The following is a 14898-nucleotide window of genomic DNA, read 5'->3' on the forward strand; positions in this document are numbered from 1 at the left end:
ACCTCAGGATTCATTTGGGCAAAAAACCCCTGATCCGGATAATGGGTCAGGGGTGGGTTTCCACTTATTTGAGAGACTTCAGATATTTCGCAACTTCCGCTTCCTTGCCGTTTGCCAAACCTTTTGGCATAATGCCTCTGCCTTCCTTAAGAACTTTAGCGATGTCCTGCTCGCTCAGCTTTTGACCTGCTGCTACGAGGGATGGACCGACATTCCCCTTAAGGTCTGCGCCATGGCAGCTTGCGCAGTTCTGCTGCACAAAGCTTTTCATATCTGCGTTAGCGGTGCCGGAGGATTGCGTCTGCTTCTTGTCCTCCGCTGGCTTAGCAGAAGCTTCTTCGGTTTTGTGCATATGATTGAGACCATAGAAAATGATTCCAAGCCCGAAGAGGATCCCCAGTGTAGCAGGTACCGCTGCAACGAGAAGACCTTTTAAATACTGTTTCATGATCTGGTTTCAACCTCCCTTTCTACTTTTTCTATCCTATCATAAATCAAACCCGCTTGAAAATAGATCTGTTTACCTACCTAGGCAATAGTGTACAATAACGTTGAATAGATTGAAACGTAACATTTTGTGACAACCGGTGCGGAGTTATCATCAAACCGTCAGGGTTCACCGTGAGGGGGGAGAGTGGGTTCCCGTCACTGTCTTTTTTGAAACGAACGAGACGGGAGAGATCGATGTTCTTCGGATTCACTCCCGTTATTTTATCGAGGAATTCAAACGGAATGGAAAAAAGGAGAGAGCATGATGAGACTTCAAGGAAAAGTTGCCGTGATTACCGCTGCCAGCAAAGGATTGGGAAAAGGCATAGCACTGCGATTTGCGCAGGAAGGGGCCAAATTGGTGATTGCGAGCCGTGATGAGCAAAGCATTCAGGCGGCCGCAGAAGAAATTCGCAACATCACCGGGGCGGAGGTAACCGCTCTCGCAGTGGATGTGTCCCGTAAAGCCGATATCGAGAAATTGATTGGCACAGTCAGGACTACATATGGAACGGTTGATATTCTGGTTAACAACGCTGGCGGACCACCTGCCGGAACCTTTCTCGATTTTGACGATGAGGCCTGGCAAAATGCGTTTGAATTGAATTTGATGAGTGTCGTGCGGGTGACTCGCGGAATTCTCCCCATGATGATGCACAAAAACAGCGGTCGCATCATTAATATTACATCAGCAGGGGTCAAGCAGCCGATTCCAAACCTGATTCTGTCCAATTCAATCCGGGCGGCAGTCAACGGATTGACCAAAACTTTATCGCAAGAATTGGCTCCACACGGAATTTTGGTGAACAATTTGGCTCCAGGGCGAATTGATACAGACCGGGTGCGGGAATTGGATCAGATCGCTGCTGACAACACTGGTCTCGCTGCGGAAGCGGTGAAAGAAAACTGGACCAAACAGATTCCGGTTGGACGATACGGAACCGTCGAGGAGTTTGCCAATGTGGCGCTGTTCCTCGCCTCGGATGAATCGAGCTATGTAACCGGGCAAATTTATGTGGTGGATGGAGGGCTTGTCAAGGGGTATTAGAGTACTCGCCTTCTTAATGTCCTCATACGATAGAGTAACAGTCGGACATTAAATAAGGGGTGGCTCTATGAGTCAGAATACGCTCACATTCACATACTCCAAGAATACAGGGAAAAAGACACTGTTGGACCCGCCGCCTTTCCGGCATCCTGTAATTCCGAAAGCCTCCGATTCGGAAGAAGCCGAGCGGATGACGCTTCCGAGTATGGATTATGAGGAAGCTCTTCAGGAACTGGATAAGCTGATCGGCTTAGGACCTATTAAATCCACCATCCACGAATTGGCACATTACACGGCGGTGCAGCAGTTTCGCAAGAAACAAGGGTTTAAGACCCCGTCCATGAGTATGCACATGGCTTTTCTGGGCAATCCGGGAACCGGCAAAACAACGGTGGCCCGACTCCTTGCCAAGCTGTTCCATCGAATCGGGATCCTGAAAGAGGAAAAATTTCGTGAGGTAAGCCGTGTAAATCTGGTGGGAAACTATGTCGGGCACACAGCCAAAGACACGATGTCCGTTTTGCAGGAGGCGAAAGGCGGGATTCTGTTTATTGACGAGGCATATGCTCTCGTGCGGGACAACCCGAATGATTTTGGGATGGAAGCAGTCGAAACTCTCCTGAAATATATGGAGGATCATCGCGACGAAATTATCGTAATATTTGCGGGTTACCGGGAACCGATGTTAAAGTTTCTGGGCAGCAATCCCGGCTTGGGTTCACGCATCCCTTACCAGCTGCATTTTCCCGACTATACGGCAGAGGAACTCCTCCTGATCTCCAAGCATATCGCAAAAGAATACGATTATGAAGTCACTCTGTCGTATCAGAAAGCTCTGATGAATCTGTGTTTCCGGGAAAAACAAAAATACAATTTTTCAAACGCAAGGTTTATTCGAAATTGCATTGAAAAAAGCATTCGGAAACAAAACGCCAGACTTGCCAAACAAACTGGTTTTCACTTGGAAGAATTAAATATTCTTCAGGAAGAAGACCTGTAAGGATTCATAAATTTTTCTCCTTCTTTTCATCCTAAGAAAAGAAAAGGAGGAAAATGATCTATGAAATCCCGTGTTCTGGTTATAGTCATGTTGTTCATAAGTTTGTTATCACCTCGTTTGGTGTATGCTGAAACAAAGCATTCCGCATTAAAGGTCAACGAGATTCCTGTACAACTGCCTTTCGCTCCCCGTGGTGCGGGAGGAGATGTGCTGGTCGATGTAAATTCTCTCCAGGGAATCCTGCAGATTTCCGTTGAAGCTCGAGGTGAGGAGAGAATCATTCGATATGGTGATCACCAGTTGGAAGTGCAGCCGGGACGGGTAGCCGCTCTCTTGGATGGTCGATGGCTCGTGTTGAAAAATGCGCCGGTCGCCGAAATGGATGCCCTGCTGCTGCCCAACCGTCAATTGTTCGATCTGCTTACAATTCCTTACCGGATAGAAGATGGCAGCATCATTGTACAGACTCCGTCTGAATCTGTAACCAGGCTGCAGAAAGAGGTTGCCAAATTAGAAGGCGAAAAGCCGAAAATCGGGTTTATAGGTGTACTGCAGCCCAATCGTTGGATTGTTGCCATGCAGTCCGTCTCTGACGGGAAGCTTGTCGGATACGGCAATCTGTATGAAGCGGCAGGGGAAACAAATGCTAATGGTGCCCGTACATGGAAGTTGACAAAACTGCGTACCATATCGGATACCGCCGGCAGTGTACACCTCGAGTGGATGCCTAACGGAAGCATTTTCGAGAACATCGTCTCTGACAAAAGACCCGAGTTTATTTTTGTAGAGACGTGTAACTGTGCAGGACGGTATCAATATGGTACTATGTTTACCGTCACGGAAATGGGCTTGGTACCTGTATGGCATTCACAAGCCACCTTTGACCGTGTTCAGAAGACTGCTAAAGGATGGGTGATGGTCACCCATCGAAAAGACGCAATACCAACCCGTACCAGTGCAACAATGCCATTCTGGGAAATCCACGAAATGTGGAATGGGCAGTCGTTCGTGATCACCAAGCAGGAATACCGTGACCCTTTGAAATAACCCCTTTGCGCTGACAAAATTTGTTGGTACAATATGGGGGTCATAGAGATAGGGGGTACATGTGTAGTGAGTGACAACAAATTTTATGTCACACAGGAAGGACTTCGCAAACTTGAGGAAGAGCTGGAATACTTAAAAACAACAAAGCGCGCCGAGGTAAAGGAGCGCTTGAAAATTGCTCGTTCCTACGGTGATTTGAGTGAGAACAGCGAGTATGAAGCGGCAAAAGACGAACAGGGAATGGTCGAATCCAGGATCCTGCTGTTGGAAAACCAACTGCGCAACGCTGTTTTGATCCGGGAAGAAGATAAGGTTAAGGATGTTGTCAGCGTTGGTTCGACTGTCACGATTCGCGAAGTTCCAAATGGCGACGAGGAAGTGTATACGATTGTTGGACCGGCGGAATCAGATCCGCTTGAAGGACGAATCTCGAATGAATCTCCGATTGGGAAAGCATTGTTAGGGAAACAAAAAGGGGATACGGTCACAGTCCCGGCACCGAGCGGCGAAATGACGTTTGAAATTTTGAAGGTAGAATAGAAGGACGAATCCTCCGTATACATGGTAAAGACAAACCATGTAGGGAGGATTTTTTATGGCCAAATTGGGATTAAGTACGGGCAAATCGCTGGTACTCGCGCTGTCTATGGTTGTACTCGTAGGTGGAGCTACGTGGATGATGAATCAAGTGAGCGGCAAAGAACATGTCCTGCCGGGAAGCGCAGCGGTCAATTCCATTAAGGTATCGATGGTTACCAATGAAATCAAGTGGAGCAGTCAGGACGGAAAGCAAATGATTGAAGCGTATCGTTGGGATCCAGGATTCATTGTGGTAAATCAGGGGGATAGGGTGGTTCTTGAATTTTATGGAGTCAAAGGGGAAAGTCATCCATTCGTGATTGAAGGATACAATCTGAAGGGCCACGTCGGGCGGGGCAAGATCGAAACGGTCTCCTTCCATGCCGATAAGCCGGGTACGTTTCAAATCCGATGCTTAACCCACCTGGATCCGAAAACCCATGGCCCAATGGTGGCCAATCTTGTGGTACTGCCGAAATAGCGGAGGAGTTGATGGAACAACTCCCTTGAAAAATGAAATGGGAGTGACATATTTAATCGAATGTGTTATACTTAATCTCGAAGGAGGGTCAGGTATGACACAATATTTAGAACAACGGCAACAGGCAATGCGTTCGTTTGTGGAAACCTGCGAGCGGAAGTTTGGGATGACGAGTGAGGAATTCATTCGGTACTACAAAGAATTGGAAAGTTATGGAACAGAAGAAGAATATCGCTGGTGGGTATGCCTGTCTTTTTTGGGCGTTCGATGAAAGCGGTTTCGCCTTTTTCTGAATCTCAAGCTGCGGGGGCTTGAGATTTTCTTTTTTAGGAAGGGAATCGATTTATCGACAACGAATACAATATTCAATAACAAATTGTATGGGGCGGTATCCATGGATTATATTAAACGGACAAAACAGCGATATGACGAATTGGCCCGTTCTCACGAATGGAGACATACCGATTTGACCCCGGGATTGGTCGCGCGATTTACCGCAATGCTGCTCGGGGAACGCATCTTGGATCTTGGCAGCGGGGCCGGTCGAGATACGCTGACTCTCAAGAGGTACGGAGTCCATGTGCAGGGGATGGATATTTCAGAAGAAATGCTCGCCGTAGCAAAACAAACGGTCGGAGACCCGGACGTTGCTTTCACAAAAGGAGATTTTCGCAATTTGCCCTATCCGGACGATATGTTTGACGGAATTTGGGCCAACATGTCATTGCTTCACCTGATGAAAAAAGATCTTCCGATCGCCCTTTCGCAAGTGCGGCGTGTTTTAAAAGACACCGGTGTTCTGTACGCTTCGTTTTTGTCGGAAGGGGAAGACGGTTTCATAGACGGTCTGTACTACGCCTTCTATACTCCGCAGGAGCTGGATGAGATCTTTGAAAAAAGCGGGTTTACCATCTTCGATCAGGTCGTCAGCGATGACACGGTTCATTTGTTCGCCCGAAAAAACTGAATCGAAACGGATGCGAATCCCTAGAGAGTGAATATAACCGCTGCTAGGGATGTTTTTTGTAACTTTCTTGTTTGGGGATGCGTCTTACTTACACACAAGTTTTTACAAAGGGAGAAAGGATGGGCTGCAGTGAAGAAGAGTCTAGCCTTGTTTGCCACAATCGTCCTTGGGGCAAGCCTGTTGGGATGTTCGGAGAAGAGCACTTGGAACGGCCAGGTAGGTCAGGACCCACCCAGTCAAAATCAGAATCAAAACCAGACACCCAACCAAAACAATCAACCGCCTGCCCAAAATAATCAGGGGCAGCAGCCGACAAAGCCGGCTGACGACGGAGTGATTCGCGGATGGAAAACTGGTTCCGGACAATCGCTAACAGACAAAAAATTGAGAAATGATGCGTATGAAATCACGCATATTCAACGGCTAAATTCGGGCACCGGCTTTCAGGTAAAAGGAAAATTGCGGGCCTTTGAAGCGGTAGGAGCAGTGAGGTTACTGGGGCCGGATGGAAAAGGGATTGTTCAGCCGGATACCGGCCGGGAGGAAATAGTAATCATGGCTTCCGAAGGAGCACCGGCGTGGGGGGACTTCACGGCACAAGTCAAGTATCCCGATACTTTAAAAGGGAAAGTTGGAACACTTGAGTTTTATGTTCACAGCGCGAAAGACGGCTCGAAGCAGAATATCCTGTCCGTACAGATTGAACTGGAGTAAAAGCAGGCTTCTACTCCGACCATCTGCGTTTTGGTTTTTGTGCCAAGGTATTGCGATAAAATTCTTCCAACTCCTCGAAGGTGCGGATCGGCGGGGAGTTGATTTCTTTTTTCTGGAAGGTACAAGCTGTTTCTGTCAGAAGAACGTCTCCATACGGGCGGGAAAGCAGGGGTTGGCCATACTTACCGGCAAGCTTCTGGATCGCCTGCTCCATCTCCAATTTTTCTTCCATCATTTTCTCCAGCCGCTCTATATGTATTGCGTATCGGTCGAGCAGTTGAACTTCTTCCGGGTCATAGGCGCATTCGTCGTCCATAACGATTCCCTGGTAGATGAAAGGAGAAAGCATCAGCAGAAACAATACATCCTCCCGGTTGTGCTGCAGAATTTCGTCTCTCAGAGCAGGATTTCCGGTTTCGAGCCATTCCGCATATTTTGCGGGTACATAGCGGCCTGGAAGTTGATCCGGCCGCACAATTCCATAAAATCGTTCCACTACCTGAAGCGCAGCGGAGGGAATGACCCCGGCGGAACGCATCTTCTCTGCAATCTTGTACAGATCGAGACTTTGAACCGCGTTGATTTGAAATGGGATCCGGTATTTCTTGAATCGCTCATTCAGGAATGGAATGTCGAACCGATCGCCGTTCCAGGTGATGATTACATCCATTTCTTTCAGAACTTCTGCGATCCGTAAGAGCACTTCCCGCTCTTGGAACGGCTCATCGACCCAGAATTCGATAGGATTTTCTTTTGAGAGTCCAATACAGGCGCTCACAAGGTGGGAATTTGAATCTTCCCGGAGTCCGGTCGTTTCGATGTCGAATGTGCAGCCGCAGCGATTTTGCAAAGTGCGGGTGAGGTTTCGTTCCGGCGGAATGTCGATCTGGAAACCTTGACCGAAAGCTTCTTGTTCTAAGACGTGGATATAGTCGTCCGCCACATGCCAACACAGATTTTGCGAATCAAAATAGCAGCTCGGATATTTCTTAATGGCTTGTAATACACGCATGAACGGGTCACCTTTTTCAACATAGACGAGGACTCCGTTCCACCACTTCCGTACAATGGTCAATCTGTCCACCTGCTCTTGCATTTTCCACTAGCATATCACAGATCCTAAACTTGCAGGTATAACCGAAGTTCTTCGTAGTGGGAGTAGGCCACATCTTTATGTTGATACCAATGGTGTTTCACCTGATCGAGCGAGCGGTACTCATATATGGCCATACCGTTATATTCGGGACGGATTGCAACGAATCCGGTTTTGCTTTTGAACCAGTCTTCAAACAACAAAGTTTCGACGTTTTGCATTTTTTACCTCCGATGTAACGAATTTGTCACTAAAAATAGGATTGACATACGGACTCTGTACTAATACAATTTTCTCATAAATGAATTCACCAGCAGGTTGCATGACTGGCGGAAGTGGGATTACCACAAGGGAGTGCAACTGACGATATGGCCGACCGCCTGGGCCCCTTTTCTTGTAAGGGGTTCAGACGGTCTTTTTACAGGAAAGGGCTGGGACAATCAGGAGGGGTAAGAGAATGATTCGAGTACTTGTAAGCGATCCGATATCGGAACAGGGACTTGGGAAACTGCTCGAGGCCGACGATATCCAAGTCGACATTAAAACGGGTCTGCCAGAAGAAGAGCTTTGCAGCATTATTGGCGAGTATGACGCACTGCTTGTCCGTTCACAAACCCGCGTGACCTCCAAAGTATTGGACCATGCCGGACGTCTCCGGGTAATTGGCCGTGCCGGGGTAGGCGTAGACAATATTGATGTTCCAGCGGCTACTCAGCGCGGGGTGGTTGTCATTAACGCTCCGGACGGAAACACCATCTCGACCGCAGAGCATACATTTGCGATGATGATGGCAATGGCGCGCAAGATCCCGCAAGCCTATGCTTCTATTCATCGTGGAGAATGGGATCGGAAGACGTTTGTCGGGGTTGAATTGAACAACAAAGTGCTTGGGATTATCGGTTTGGGCCGCATCGGCGCGGAAGTGGCCAAGCGGGCGCAAGCTTTTGGCATGAAAGTGCTGGCGTATGACCCGTTCTTATCCCCGCAGCGTGCCGACTCTCTTAACGTAAAGCAGTGCACGGTGGATGAGATTGTGGTAGCGGCTGATTTTATCACTGTTCACACACCGTTGATTAAAGAGACCAAACATCTGCTTGCAGAACGCGAATTCGGCATGATGAAAGATGGAGTCCGCATTCTCAACTGTGCACGGGGCGGAATCATCAAAGAAGAAGCGTTGGTGGAAGCATTACAATCGGGCAAAGTGGCAGGCGCGGCATTGGACGTGTTTGAAGAAGAACCGCTCGCCAAGGATCACCCGCTAAAAGACTTCCCGAATGTGGTATTGACCCCGCATCTTGGAGCATCCACTGAAGAGGCACAGATTAATGTCGCCATCGACGTTGCGGAAGAAGTTCTGAAAGTGCTGCGGGATGAACCGTTCAAGAATGCGGTCAACCTGCCGTCTCTCCCGGCCGATAAGCTGAAGCAAGTGGAGCCTTATCTGGCGCTTGGAGAGAAACTTGGGAAGCTGGCAGCTCAATTGGTTGACAATCCGGTAACAAAAATTGAAATCACATATAGCGGTGATATCAGCAACTTGGAAGTGGCACCTGTATCCCGCACAATTTTAAAAGGAATCCTGTCCTATCACCACGGGGCTGAGGTAAACTTCGTCAATGCGCCTCTCGTGGCGGAGCAATCCGGCATTCAGGTGGTAGAATCGAAGACAGGCAAGCACAGCGTATTTACCAATTTGATCGGACTTGAGGTTACCACCCCGCATCAAACAAGACGGGTTGCAGGTACTCTCAACAACGGATTCGGTCCGCGCATCGTTCGTCTGGACGGATTCGCAATTGATGCTTCTCCGGAAGGCCGCATGATTGTGACATCCCATGTTGACCAACCGGGTATGATCGGAAGAATCGGGATGATTTTAGGGGACGCCGGCATTAATATTGCAACCATGCAGGTGGGCCGCAAGGAAGTCGGTGGGAAAGCGGTTATGGTGCTTGGCATCGACAATCCGGCTACCCCGGAAGTGGTTCGTGAGATCGCGGAAATTCCTTCCATCCTTGAAGTGTTCCATGTCGAACTGTAAAGTTGAACCTGTGTATCCGGATTTGGCGCCTGTAACAGGCGTCTTTTTTCGTGTACAATTACTAGAGTATAGTGACTTACATCAATGGAGATGGCGCGGTTGGAAACTTGGAAGCGGAATTTGTACATGATGTGCTTTGTTCAGTTCGGAGCGGGGATCAGTCTCAGTTTTATTTTTTCGTTTATACCCTTGTATTTGCCGCATCTTGGCGTGACAGATACTCACGAAATCGCAATTTGGTCAGGAATCCTGATGGCTGCGGCGCCGTTTTTTGCGGCTTTTCTAGGACCTGTCTGGGGGAACCTCGGGGATAAACATGGCCGCAAGTTGATGGTGGAACGCGTATTGCTCAGCAATATATTTGTATTGATTGCAATGGGATTTGTAACCGATGTCTACCAGTTCCTCGGACTGAGGATTCTGCAGGGGATGCTCGGCGGATTCCAGTCTGCTGCAATCGCAATGGTTACTTCTTTTACTCCGAAAGAAAAAACCGGATCTGCACTTGGAATCTACCAGACCGCCACGATTGCAGGAACCGCAACCGGACCGTTCATCGGAGGTCTTTTGGCGGACACGCTGGGGTATCGGTTCCCGTTTTTCTTTATGTGCCTGATCAGTTTAACCTCTTTGGCAATCGTCTGTTTCTTCGTGCAGGAACCGCCGCGAACGGAAACGATGAAGAAGAATGAGCCTTTTTTAAAGAGCTTATCGGCGATCACTCACATTCCCGGATTATTGCCGATGGCCTTCATTAATTTTCTCATTCAATTTGGATTGATGATCGCGGCCCCCATTGTCCCGCTTTATATCAAATCGATGGCGGCTTCCGATGCCTATGTGGCGACACTGACAGGTATCATTCTGGCACTGGCGGGAGGAGCGGCGGCCATTTCCTCCATTACGGCCGGCCGAATCGGGGATCGGATTGGACACCGGGTCGTATTGATCACGTTAACGTTAGGGACTGCATGTATGTTTGGACTTACAGCGTTAACTTATACGATTGTTGCTTTTGCCGCGACGAGAATTGCGGCCGGTCTATTTATCGGCGGCTTGATGCCAACCAGTAACGCTCTGATCTCCCGCTTTGTGACGGAAGAGAAACGGGGAATGGCATACGGTGTTACCACCAGCATGACGTTGTTCGGAACGGTGGCGGGGCCGTTAACCGGCGGTTGGTTATCAGGGACAATCGGGCTGCAGGCGACTTTTTATGTTACGATGGGGATGTTTTTTGCAGCCGCCTTATGGGTATGGACTCATAATCCGCACCCGGAGGATGGGGAGGTCGTCTGATGATCGACACACACTACCATTTGGATCAGTTGGATAAAGAGTCATTACATAGAATGCTTGTTGAGGCCAGCGAAGGTGGAATCGAAACGATTATTGCGCCGGCGATGGGGTTGGAATCGGGAAGAAAGCTGCTTGATATTCAGTCTCGATACCCGAACTTCATCAGGGTCGGACTGGGGATTCATCCGGAAAGGTCAGATTTTTTCGGAGGGGATCAACGGAATCGGGAACGATTGTTTCAAGAGCAAAGGGAACTTGCGAATCTGGTTTCGATTTATCGAAATCAAATATGTGCGGTTGGTGAAATTGGGCTGCCGTATTATTCTATGCCTGAGAAGGAGAGGCTTCCCGAGAACGTGCCTGCATTATCATGGCAGATTTTCGAGGAGAGTTTGGCGCTGGCGAAGGATTGGGATCTGCCTGTGATCTTGCATGCAGTGCATTCCATGGCACGGCCCTGTCTGGAACTGCTGTTGCAGTTCAACATTAAAAAGGCTGTGTTTCATTGGTTAAAAGCACCTCTTGACGCGGTCGATAAAATCGTATTCCATGGGTATTATATTTCGTTCACTCCGGAAGCCGTTTACCGCGAACGAAATCAAATATTGGCAAGTCGGGTTCCGCTGGATCAAATTTTATTGGAAACGGATGGACCGTGGCCCTATGAGGGACCGTTTGCCGGGAAGAAGACACATTCTCTGTGGATTCGTGAAGTGGCTGATGTTGTAGCTCACATTCATAAAAAGCCAATCGATCAGGTGTTGGCATATACAGCCGATAATGCTCGGAAGCTTTTCCGGGTGTGAGAGGAGAAACCAAATTGCATTTTGTGTTTTATGTTTTGCTGCTGTGTACCAGTATTCTTTGGGCAGGGAACTTTGTCGCCGGCAAATTCCTGGTCGATCACGCTTCTTCGCTTACGCTTACGAATATGCGATGGGGGCTCGCCATTTTATTCCTCATCCCGATCGTTTGGAAATTCGAGAAGCGTCTGCTTCCTCCCAAAAAGGCGCTGCTGCCGCTTTTTCTTATGGGATTGACGGGCGTGGTATTCTTTAATATTTTCATGTTTTTGGCCTTGGAACGGACATCCGCTGATAACGTGGGTCTCTTATCCGCTTTGAATCCTGTTGCGATTGCGATTGTTTCTTTTTTTGTTTTAAGAGAAAAAATGTCGTTTCGCCAAACGATAGGGATGATCGTCTCGTTGATGGGTGTTGTGGTGGTAATCTCCCATGGAGACATACAAAGATTGCTTCACTTCCGGTTAAATACAGGAGATCTATTCATGTTGGCCGCTGTGGGAACTTGGGGATTGTATTCGGTGGCCGGCAAGAAGGCGATGCAGTATGTTTCTCCTTATATGTCGACCCTATGGGCGGGCATATTCGGGGTGATTACACTGCTGCCTTTTAATCTGCCTTCGTTTGCCGTAAACAATCCCGATTCTGCGTTCTGGATCGCTACTGTATATGTAAGCATAGGGGCTACCGTACTCGCGATGGTTTTTTGGAATCTGGGTGTGCAGCGAGTGGGGGGAACTCATTCCGGGATGTTCCTGAACTTCAATCCGATTTTTACTGCGATTCTTGCCTATTTGTTTATCGGAGAACATATGACAGCCGTTCAGGTAGCTGGCACCGTTCTCGTAATTAGCGGAGTGTATTTATTCTCAACGAGAAAACGGGTTCGAGCTTCGGTTGCAAAAGAGCAAAATTTGACCGCTTGACGGAGGATCTGAATGGGATTTCTTAGACAACTTTTTGCTTTTGGCTATCAACAAGCGATGTCCTGCATATTTCCCGTAATGATCTTCCTGACGCTTGGAGTTTCCAAGATAGTGGAGCTCCCGTTTTTGCACCGGTATGATCTGATTCTGCCGATCTGTATTCTGGTCCAAATCGGATTGTACCTGACGGGTTTTGAGACAAAGGATGAGTTGAAGGTCATTGCCGTATTTCACTTGATTGGTTTATTACTGGAGATTTATAAGGTTCATATGGGATCCTGGTCGTATCCGGAAGAAGCATGGACAAAGGTATTTGGGGTACCCCTGTACAGCGGTTTTATGTATGCGAGTGTAGCCAGTTACCTGTGTCAGGCCTGGCGGAGGCTGCAAATCCGGCTTCATAATTGGCCGGGATCTATTTGGACGGTTCCGCTCGGGGCTGCGATCTATTTGAATTTCTTCACTCATCACTATCTATGATCTTCGATGGGTGCTGACAGCGGTGCTGTTCGCGGTGTTCTTTAAAACCTATGTGAAGTACACGGTTCTTGGGGTAACACACCGGATGCCGCTTGTGTTGTCGTTCTTTTTAATAGGGTTCTTCATCTGGGTGGCGGAAAATATCGCAACATTTCTTGGAGCCTGGCAGTACCCAAATCAGCAGAAGGCATGGAGTCTGGTACATCTGGGGAAAATCAGCTCTTGGTTCCTGCTGGTGATCATCAGCTTTCTGATCGTCGCCCAATTGAAGCATGTGAAAGAGGCGTTGGTTGGCGGGAAAAATATATCATTATATTGACAATATTGTGACAAGTGTATAAACTAAAGATAGACTTCGATATCTAGTAATATGATCGGAGATTCTAGCAAATGAAAGTGTTTACGACCACAATAGGCCAGTTGAAACAGGAACTGATAAAAGACTACAACGAAGTGAATCTTCAACTATTTGAAGTAGGTGTACGACAGCAGCGAGTAGACATCATATCCGATAAGATTCTTTTTATGACGGTCCACCACCGGGTATCGGCAATACGATCTGTCGACCGCAAGAATCGAGAAATAACCCGTTTAATGGATGTACTGTTAATCGATGAGTTTAAGAGGCATCTTAGACTGAGCATTGAAAACAAATATGGATTCAAGGTAGTCACCATTCTCAAGGATTACGATCCGGAAACCGAATTAGCGGCCACGGTAATCGTATTGGACCGGGAAGTGGAGACCTACCTCAAGGGTAAAAGCTGACTGGATGAATGAACTCTGATTTGATGAGTGCAGGATAGCCGTCAGTACGGACAGACGCAAGAAGAGTATTGGCTCTTTTTGCTTGCTCGTACTGACGGCTGTCTTTTTTATTGAAATCTTGAAGGAGGAATGGATGTGACAGTAGTAAACGAGGTGGTAATGGCACTTGATCACCTTACCGGGGGGAGAGTGGTTCATTCGCCGAACTGGAATTCGCAGATGAAACATCCGTTTGTTATCTGGAAAAATTCCGGGATATCAGGAAAAGAGATTCTGGAAAAACCGGGGCTGGTCTATGGGGACCTGAACCGGACGGTGAAAAAATTAGCGGTTTGTATGACGTTATCGGAACATGATATTGAGCTTGCTTTGGCCACTGGTGTGGATGCGATTGTGGCGCATCATCCGATTGCGGATGCGGCAAGTTCTGGAGGAGTTACACTGAAAAATTATCTAAGTTTATATGACATTGCGGTGCTTGAACTGCATGAAGCTTTTCACGGTCTGCACCCCGGGATTCCGTTTCTGCACGGCCACAAGGTGATTTTTAAGGATGTTCATTATGGCGGCAAGGAAGGGAATGTTTTGTTCGCAGGAACCGTATTGCCGGAGGTGCGGGTATTGGGAGATATTTTGTGGCGGATTGATTCTTTCATGGGAGGCGATGACGAAGAAATACTTTTAAAAACAGAACAGGAAATTCGCGGAATTTCGTCGATCGCAGATGCATCGACGGTGACAAGAGGACGTATTGTGCTTGGGACGGCAGAGACACCGGTTAAAAACATTTTACATATTTTCCCCCATACCGGTTTTTCAACTTGTGATCTGCGCAGGGCTAAAGAGCAGTTCCCTGAAACGGATACGGTGGTGGCATCTATCAGTCGCGTTCGCGATGAGAGCGAGCTTATCCGGGAGGCAAGCAATCTCGGACTTAACTTTGTAATTGGCAATAGTCACGTTCTTGAAATCTATGAAAATGGCCTCCCGCTCGCATATGCATTGGATGAGCTGTTACCTGAAGTAGAGGTGGTGGTGTTCCGGGAAAGAGTGACTTCCATTCCGGTGCGGGAAATGGGGGGAGCGCGATTAAAAGAATATGCCAAAACGATGGCAACGAATTATTTGGTAAAAAAGGTCAGGGTCTAAAACAAAAGGGG

The 14898-nt window shown here is 48.0% G+C and carries 17 protein-coding genes, 1 pseudogene and 1 riboswitch; of the genes and pseudogenes, 15 read left to right on the forward strand and 3 right to left on the reverse strand.

Annotated elements, in window-relative coordinates; genetic code table 11:
* Window positions 1-64: 64 nt before the first annotated feature.
* On the reverse strand, window positions 65-448 hold the full coding sequence (locus tag ACFO8Q_RS17650; protein ID WP_380027405.1) for a c-type cytochrome: 384 nt from the start codon (window positions 446-448) through the stop codon (window positions 65-67).
* 306 nt (window positions 449-754) lie between these two features.
* Here ACFO8Q_RS17650 and ACFO8Q_RS17655 point away from each other — a divergent pair, with 306 nt between their 5' ends.
* The 8 genes from ACFO8Q_RS17655 to ACFO8Q_RS17690 all read left to right on the forward strand — a co-directional run bounded on the left by ACFO8Q_RS17655 (window position 755) and on the right by ACFO8Q_RS17690 (window position 6325).
* On the forward strand, window positions 755-1537 hold the full coding sequence (locus ACFO8Q_RS17655; RefSeq protein WP_380027407.1) for an SDR family oxidoreductase: 783 nt from the start codon (window positions 755-757) through the stop codon (window positions 1535-1537).
* A 67-nt stretch (window positions 1538-1604) separates the two neighbouring features.
* Window positions 1605-2537 (forward strand): AAA family ATPase, encoded by a 933-nt coding sequence (locus tag ACFO8Q_RS17660; RefSeq protein WP_380027409.1) that lies wholly within the window; start codon window positions 1605-1607, stop codon window positions 2535-2537.
* Window positions 2538-2597: 60 nt separating this feature from the next.
* Entirely contained in the window at window positions 2598-3584 is a 987-nt protein-coding gene (locus tag ACFO8Q_RS17665) for a hypothetical protein (protein ID WP_380027411.1), read from the forward strand.
* A gap of 33 nt (window positions 3585-3617) precedes the next feature.
* A complete protein-coding gene (greA, locus tag ACFO8Q_RS17670; RefSeq protein WP_380027413.1) occupies window positions 3618-4124 on the forward strand; it encodes a transcription elongation factor GreA in 507 nt (168 codons plus the stop codon).
* A 55-nt stretch (window positions 4125-4179) separates the two neighbouring features.
* Window positions 4180-4644 carry a cupredoxin domain-containing protein gene (locus tag ACFO8Q_RS17675; protein ID WP_380027415.1) on the forward strand — a complete coding sequence of 155 codons (465 nt, stop codon included), beginning with the start codon at window positions 4180-4182 and terminating at the stop codon, window positions 4642-4644.
* A gap of 94 nt (window positions 4645-4738) precedes the next feature.
* Window positions 4739-4915, forward strand: coding sequence for a hypothetical protein (locus ACFO8Q_RS17680; protein ID WP_380027417.1), 177 nt, complete (start codon window positions 4739-4741; stop codon window positions 4913-4915).
* 123 nt (window positions 4916-5038) lie between these two features.
* On the forward strand, window positions 5039-5611 hold the full coding sequence (locus ACFO8Q_RS17685; RefSeq protein WP_380027419.1) for a class I SAM-dependent methyltransferase: 573 nt from the start codon (window positions 5039-5041) through the stop codon (window positions 5609-5611).
* A 129-nt stretch (window positions 5612-5740) separates the two neighbouring features.
* Entirely contained in the window at window positions 5741-6325 is a 585-nt protein-coding gene (locus ACFO8Q_RS17690) for a Gmad2 immunoglobulin-like domain-containing protein (RefSeq protein ID WP_380027422.1), read from the forward strand.
* A gap of 10 nt (window positions 6326-6335) precedes the next feature.
* On the opposite strand, the gene ACFO8Q_RS17695 is transcribed toward ACFO8Q_RS17690, so the two are convergent.
* Window positions 6336-7400, reverse strand: coding sequence for a ribonuclease H-like domain-containing protein (locus tag ACFO8Q_RS17695; RefSeq protein ID WP_380027424.1), 1065 nt, complete (start codon window positions 7398-7400; stop codon window positions 6336-6338).
* 44 nt (window positions 7401-7444) lie between these two features.
* The gene (locus ACFO8Q_RS17700) at window positions 7445-7639 is read right to left on the reverse strand and encodes a hypothetical protein (RefSeq protein WP_380027426.1); all 195 of its coding nucleotides are present in this window, start codon (window positions 7637-7639) and stop codon (window positions 7445-7447) included.
* 91 nt (window positions 7640-7730) lie between these two features.
* Window positions 7731-7811: riboswitch (ZMP/ZTP riboswitch) on the forward strand.
* A gap of 64 nt (window positions 7812-7875) precedes the next feature.
* Here ACFO8Q_RS17700 and serA point away from each other — a divergent pair.
* The 7 genes and pseudogenes from serA (at window position 7876) to ACFO8Q_RS17735 (ending at window position 14887) form a co-directional block, all read left to right on the forward strand.
* Entirely contained in the window at window positions 7876-9462 is a 1587-nt protein-coding gene (gene serA / locus ACFO8Q_RS17705) for a phosphoglycerate dehydrogenase (protein ID WP_380027428.1), read from the forward strand.
* Window positions 9463-9561: 99 nt separating this feature from the next.
* Complete coding sequence (locus ACFO8Q_RS17710) at window positions 9562-10761, forward strand: MFS transporter (protein WP_380027430.1); 1200 nt, start codon at window positions 9562-9564, stop codon at window positions 10759-10761.
* The gene (locus tag ACFO8Q_RS17715; RefSeq protein WP_380027432.1) at window positions 10761-11567 is read left to right on the forward strand and encodes a TatD family hydrolase; all 807 of its coding nucleotides are present in this window, start codon (window positions 10761-10763) and stop codon (window positions 11565-11567) included. Before ACFO8Q_RS17710 ends, ACFO8Q_RS17715 begins: the two co-directional genes overlap by 1 nt.
* 14 nt (window positions 11568-11581) lie before the next feature.
* The gene (locus tag ACFO8Q_RS17720; RefSeq protein ID WP_380027434.1) at window positions 11582-12490 is read left to right on the forward strand and encodes a DMT family transporter; all 909 of its coding nucleotides are present in this window, start codon (window positions 11582-11584) and stop codon (window positions 12488-12490) included.
* A 12-nt stretch (window positions 12491-12502) separates the two neighbouring features.
* Window positions 12503-13289, forward strand: a pseudogene (locus ACFO8Q_RS17725) (DUF817 domain-containing protein).
* A 71-nt stretch (window positions 13290-13360) separates the two neighbouring features.
* Window positions 13361-13738, forward strand: a complete 378-nt coding sequence (locus ACFO8Q_RS17730) for a Na-translocating system protein MpsC family protein (protein WP_380027436.1) — start codon at window positions 13361-13363, stop codon at window positions 13736-13738.
* Between the two features lie 135 nt (window positions 13739-13873).
* Entirely contained in the window at window positions 13874-14887 is a 1014-nt protein-coding gene (locus ACFO8Q_RS17735; protein WP_380027438.1) for a Nif3-like dinuclear metal center hexameric protein, read from the forward strand.
* The last annotated feature ends 11 nt before the right edge of the window (window positions 14888-14898 follow it).

Source organism: Effusibacillus consociatus (assembly GCF_042652925.1).
GTDB lineage: Bacteria > Bacillota > Bacilli > Tumebacillales > Effusibacillaceae > Effusibacillus > Effusibacillus consociatus.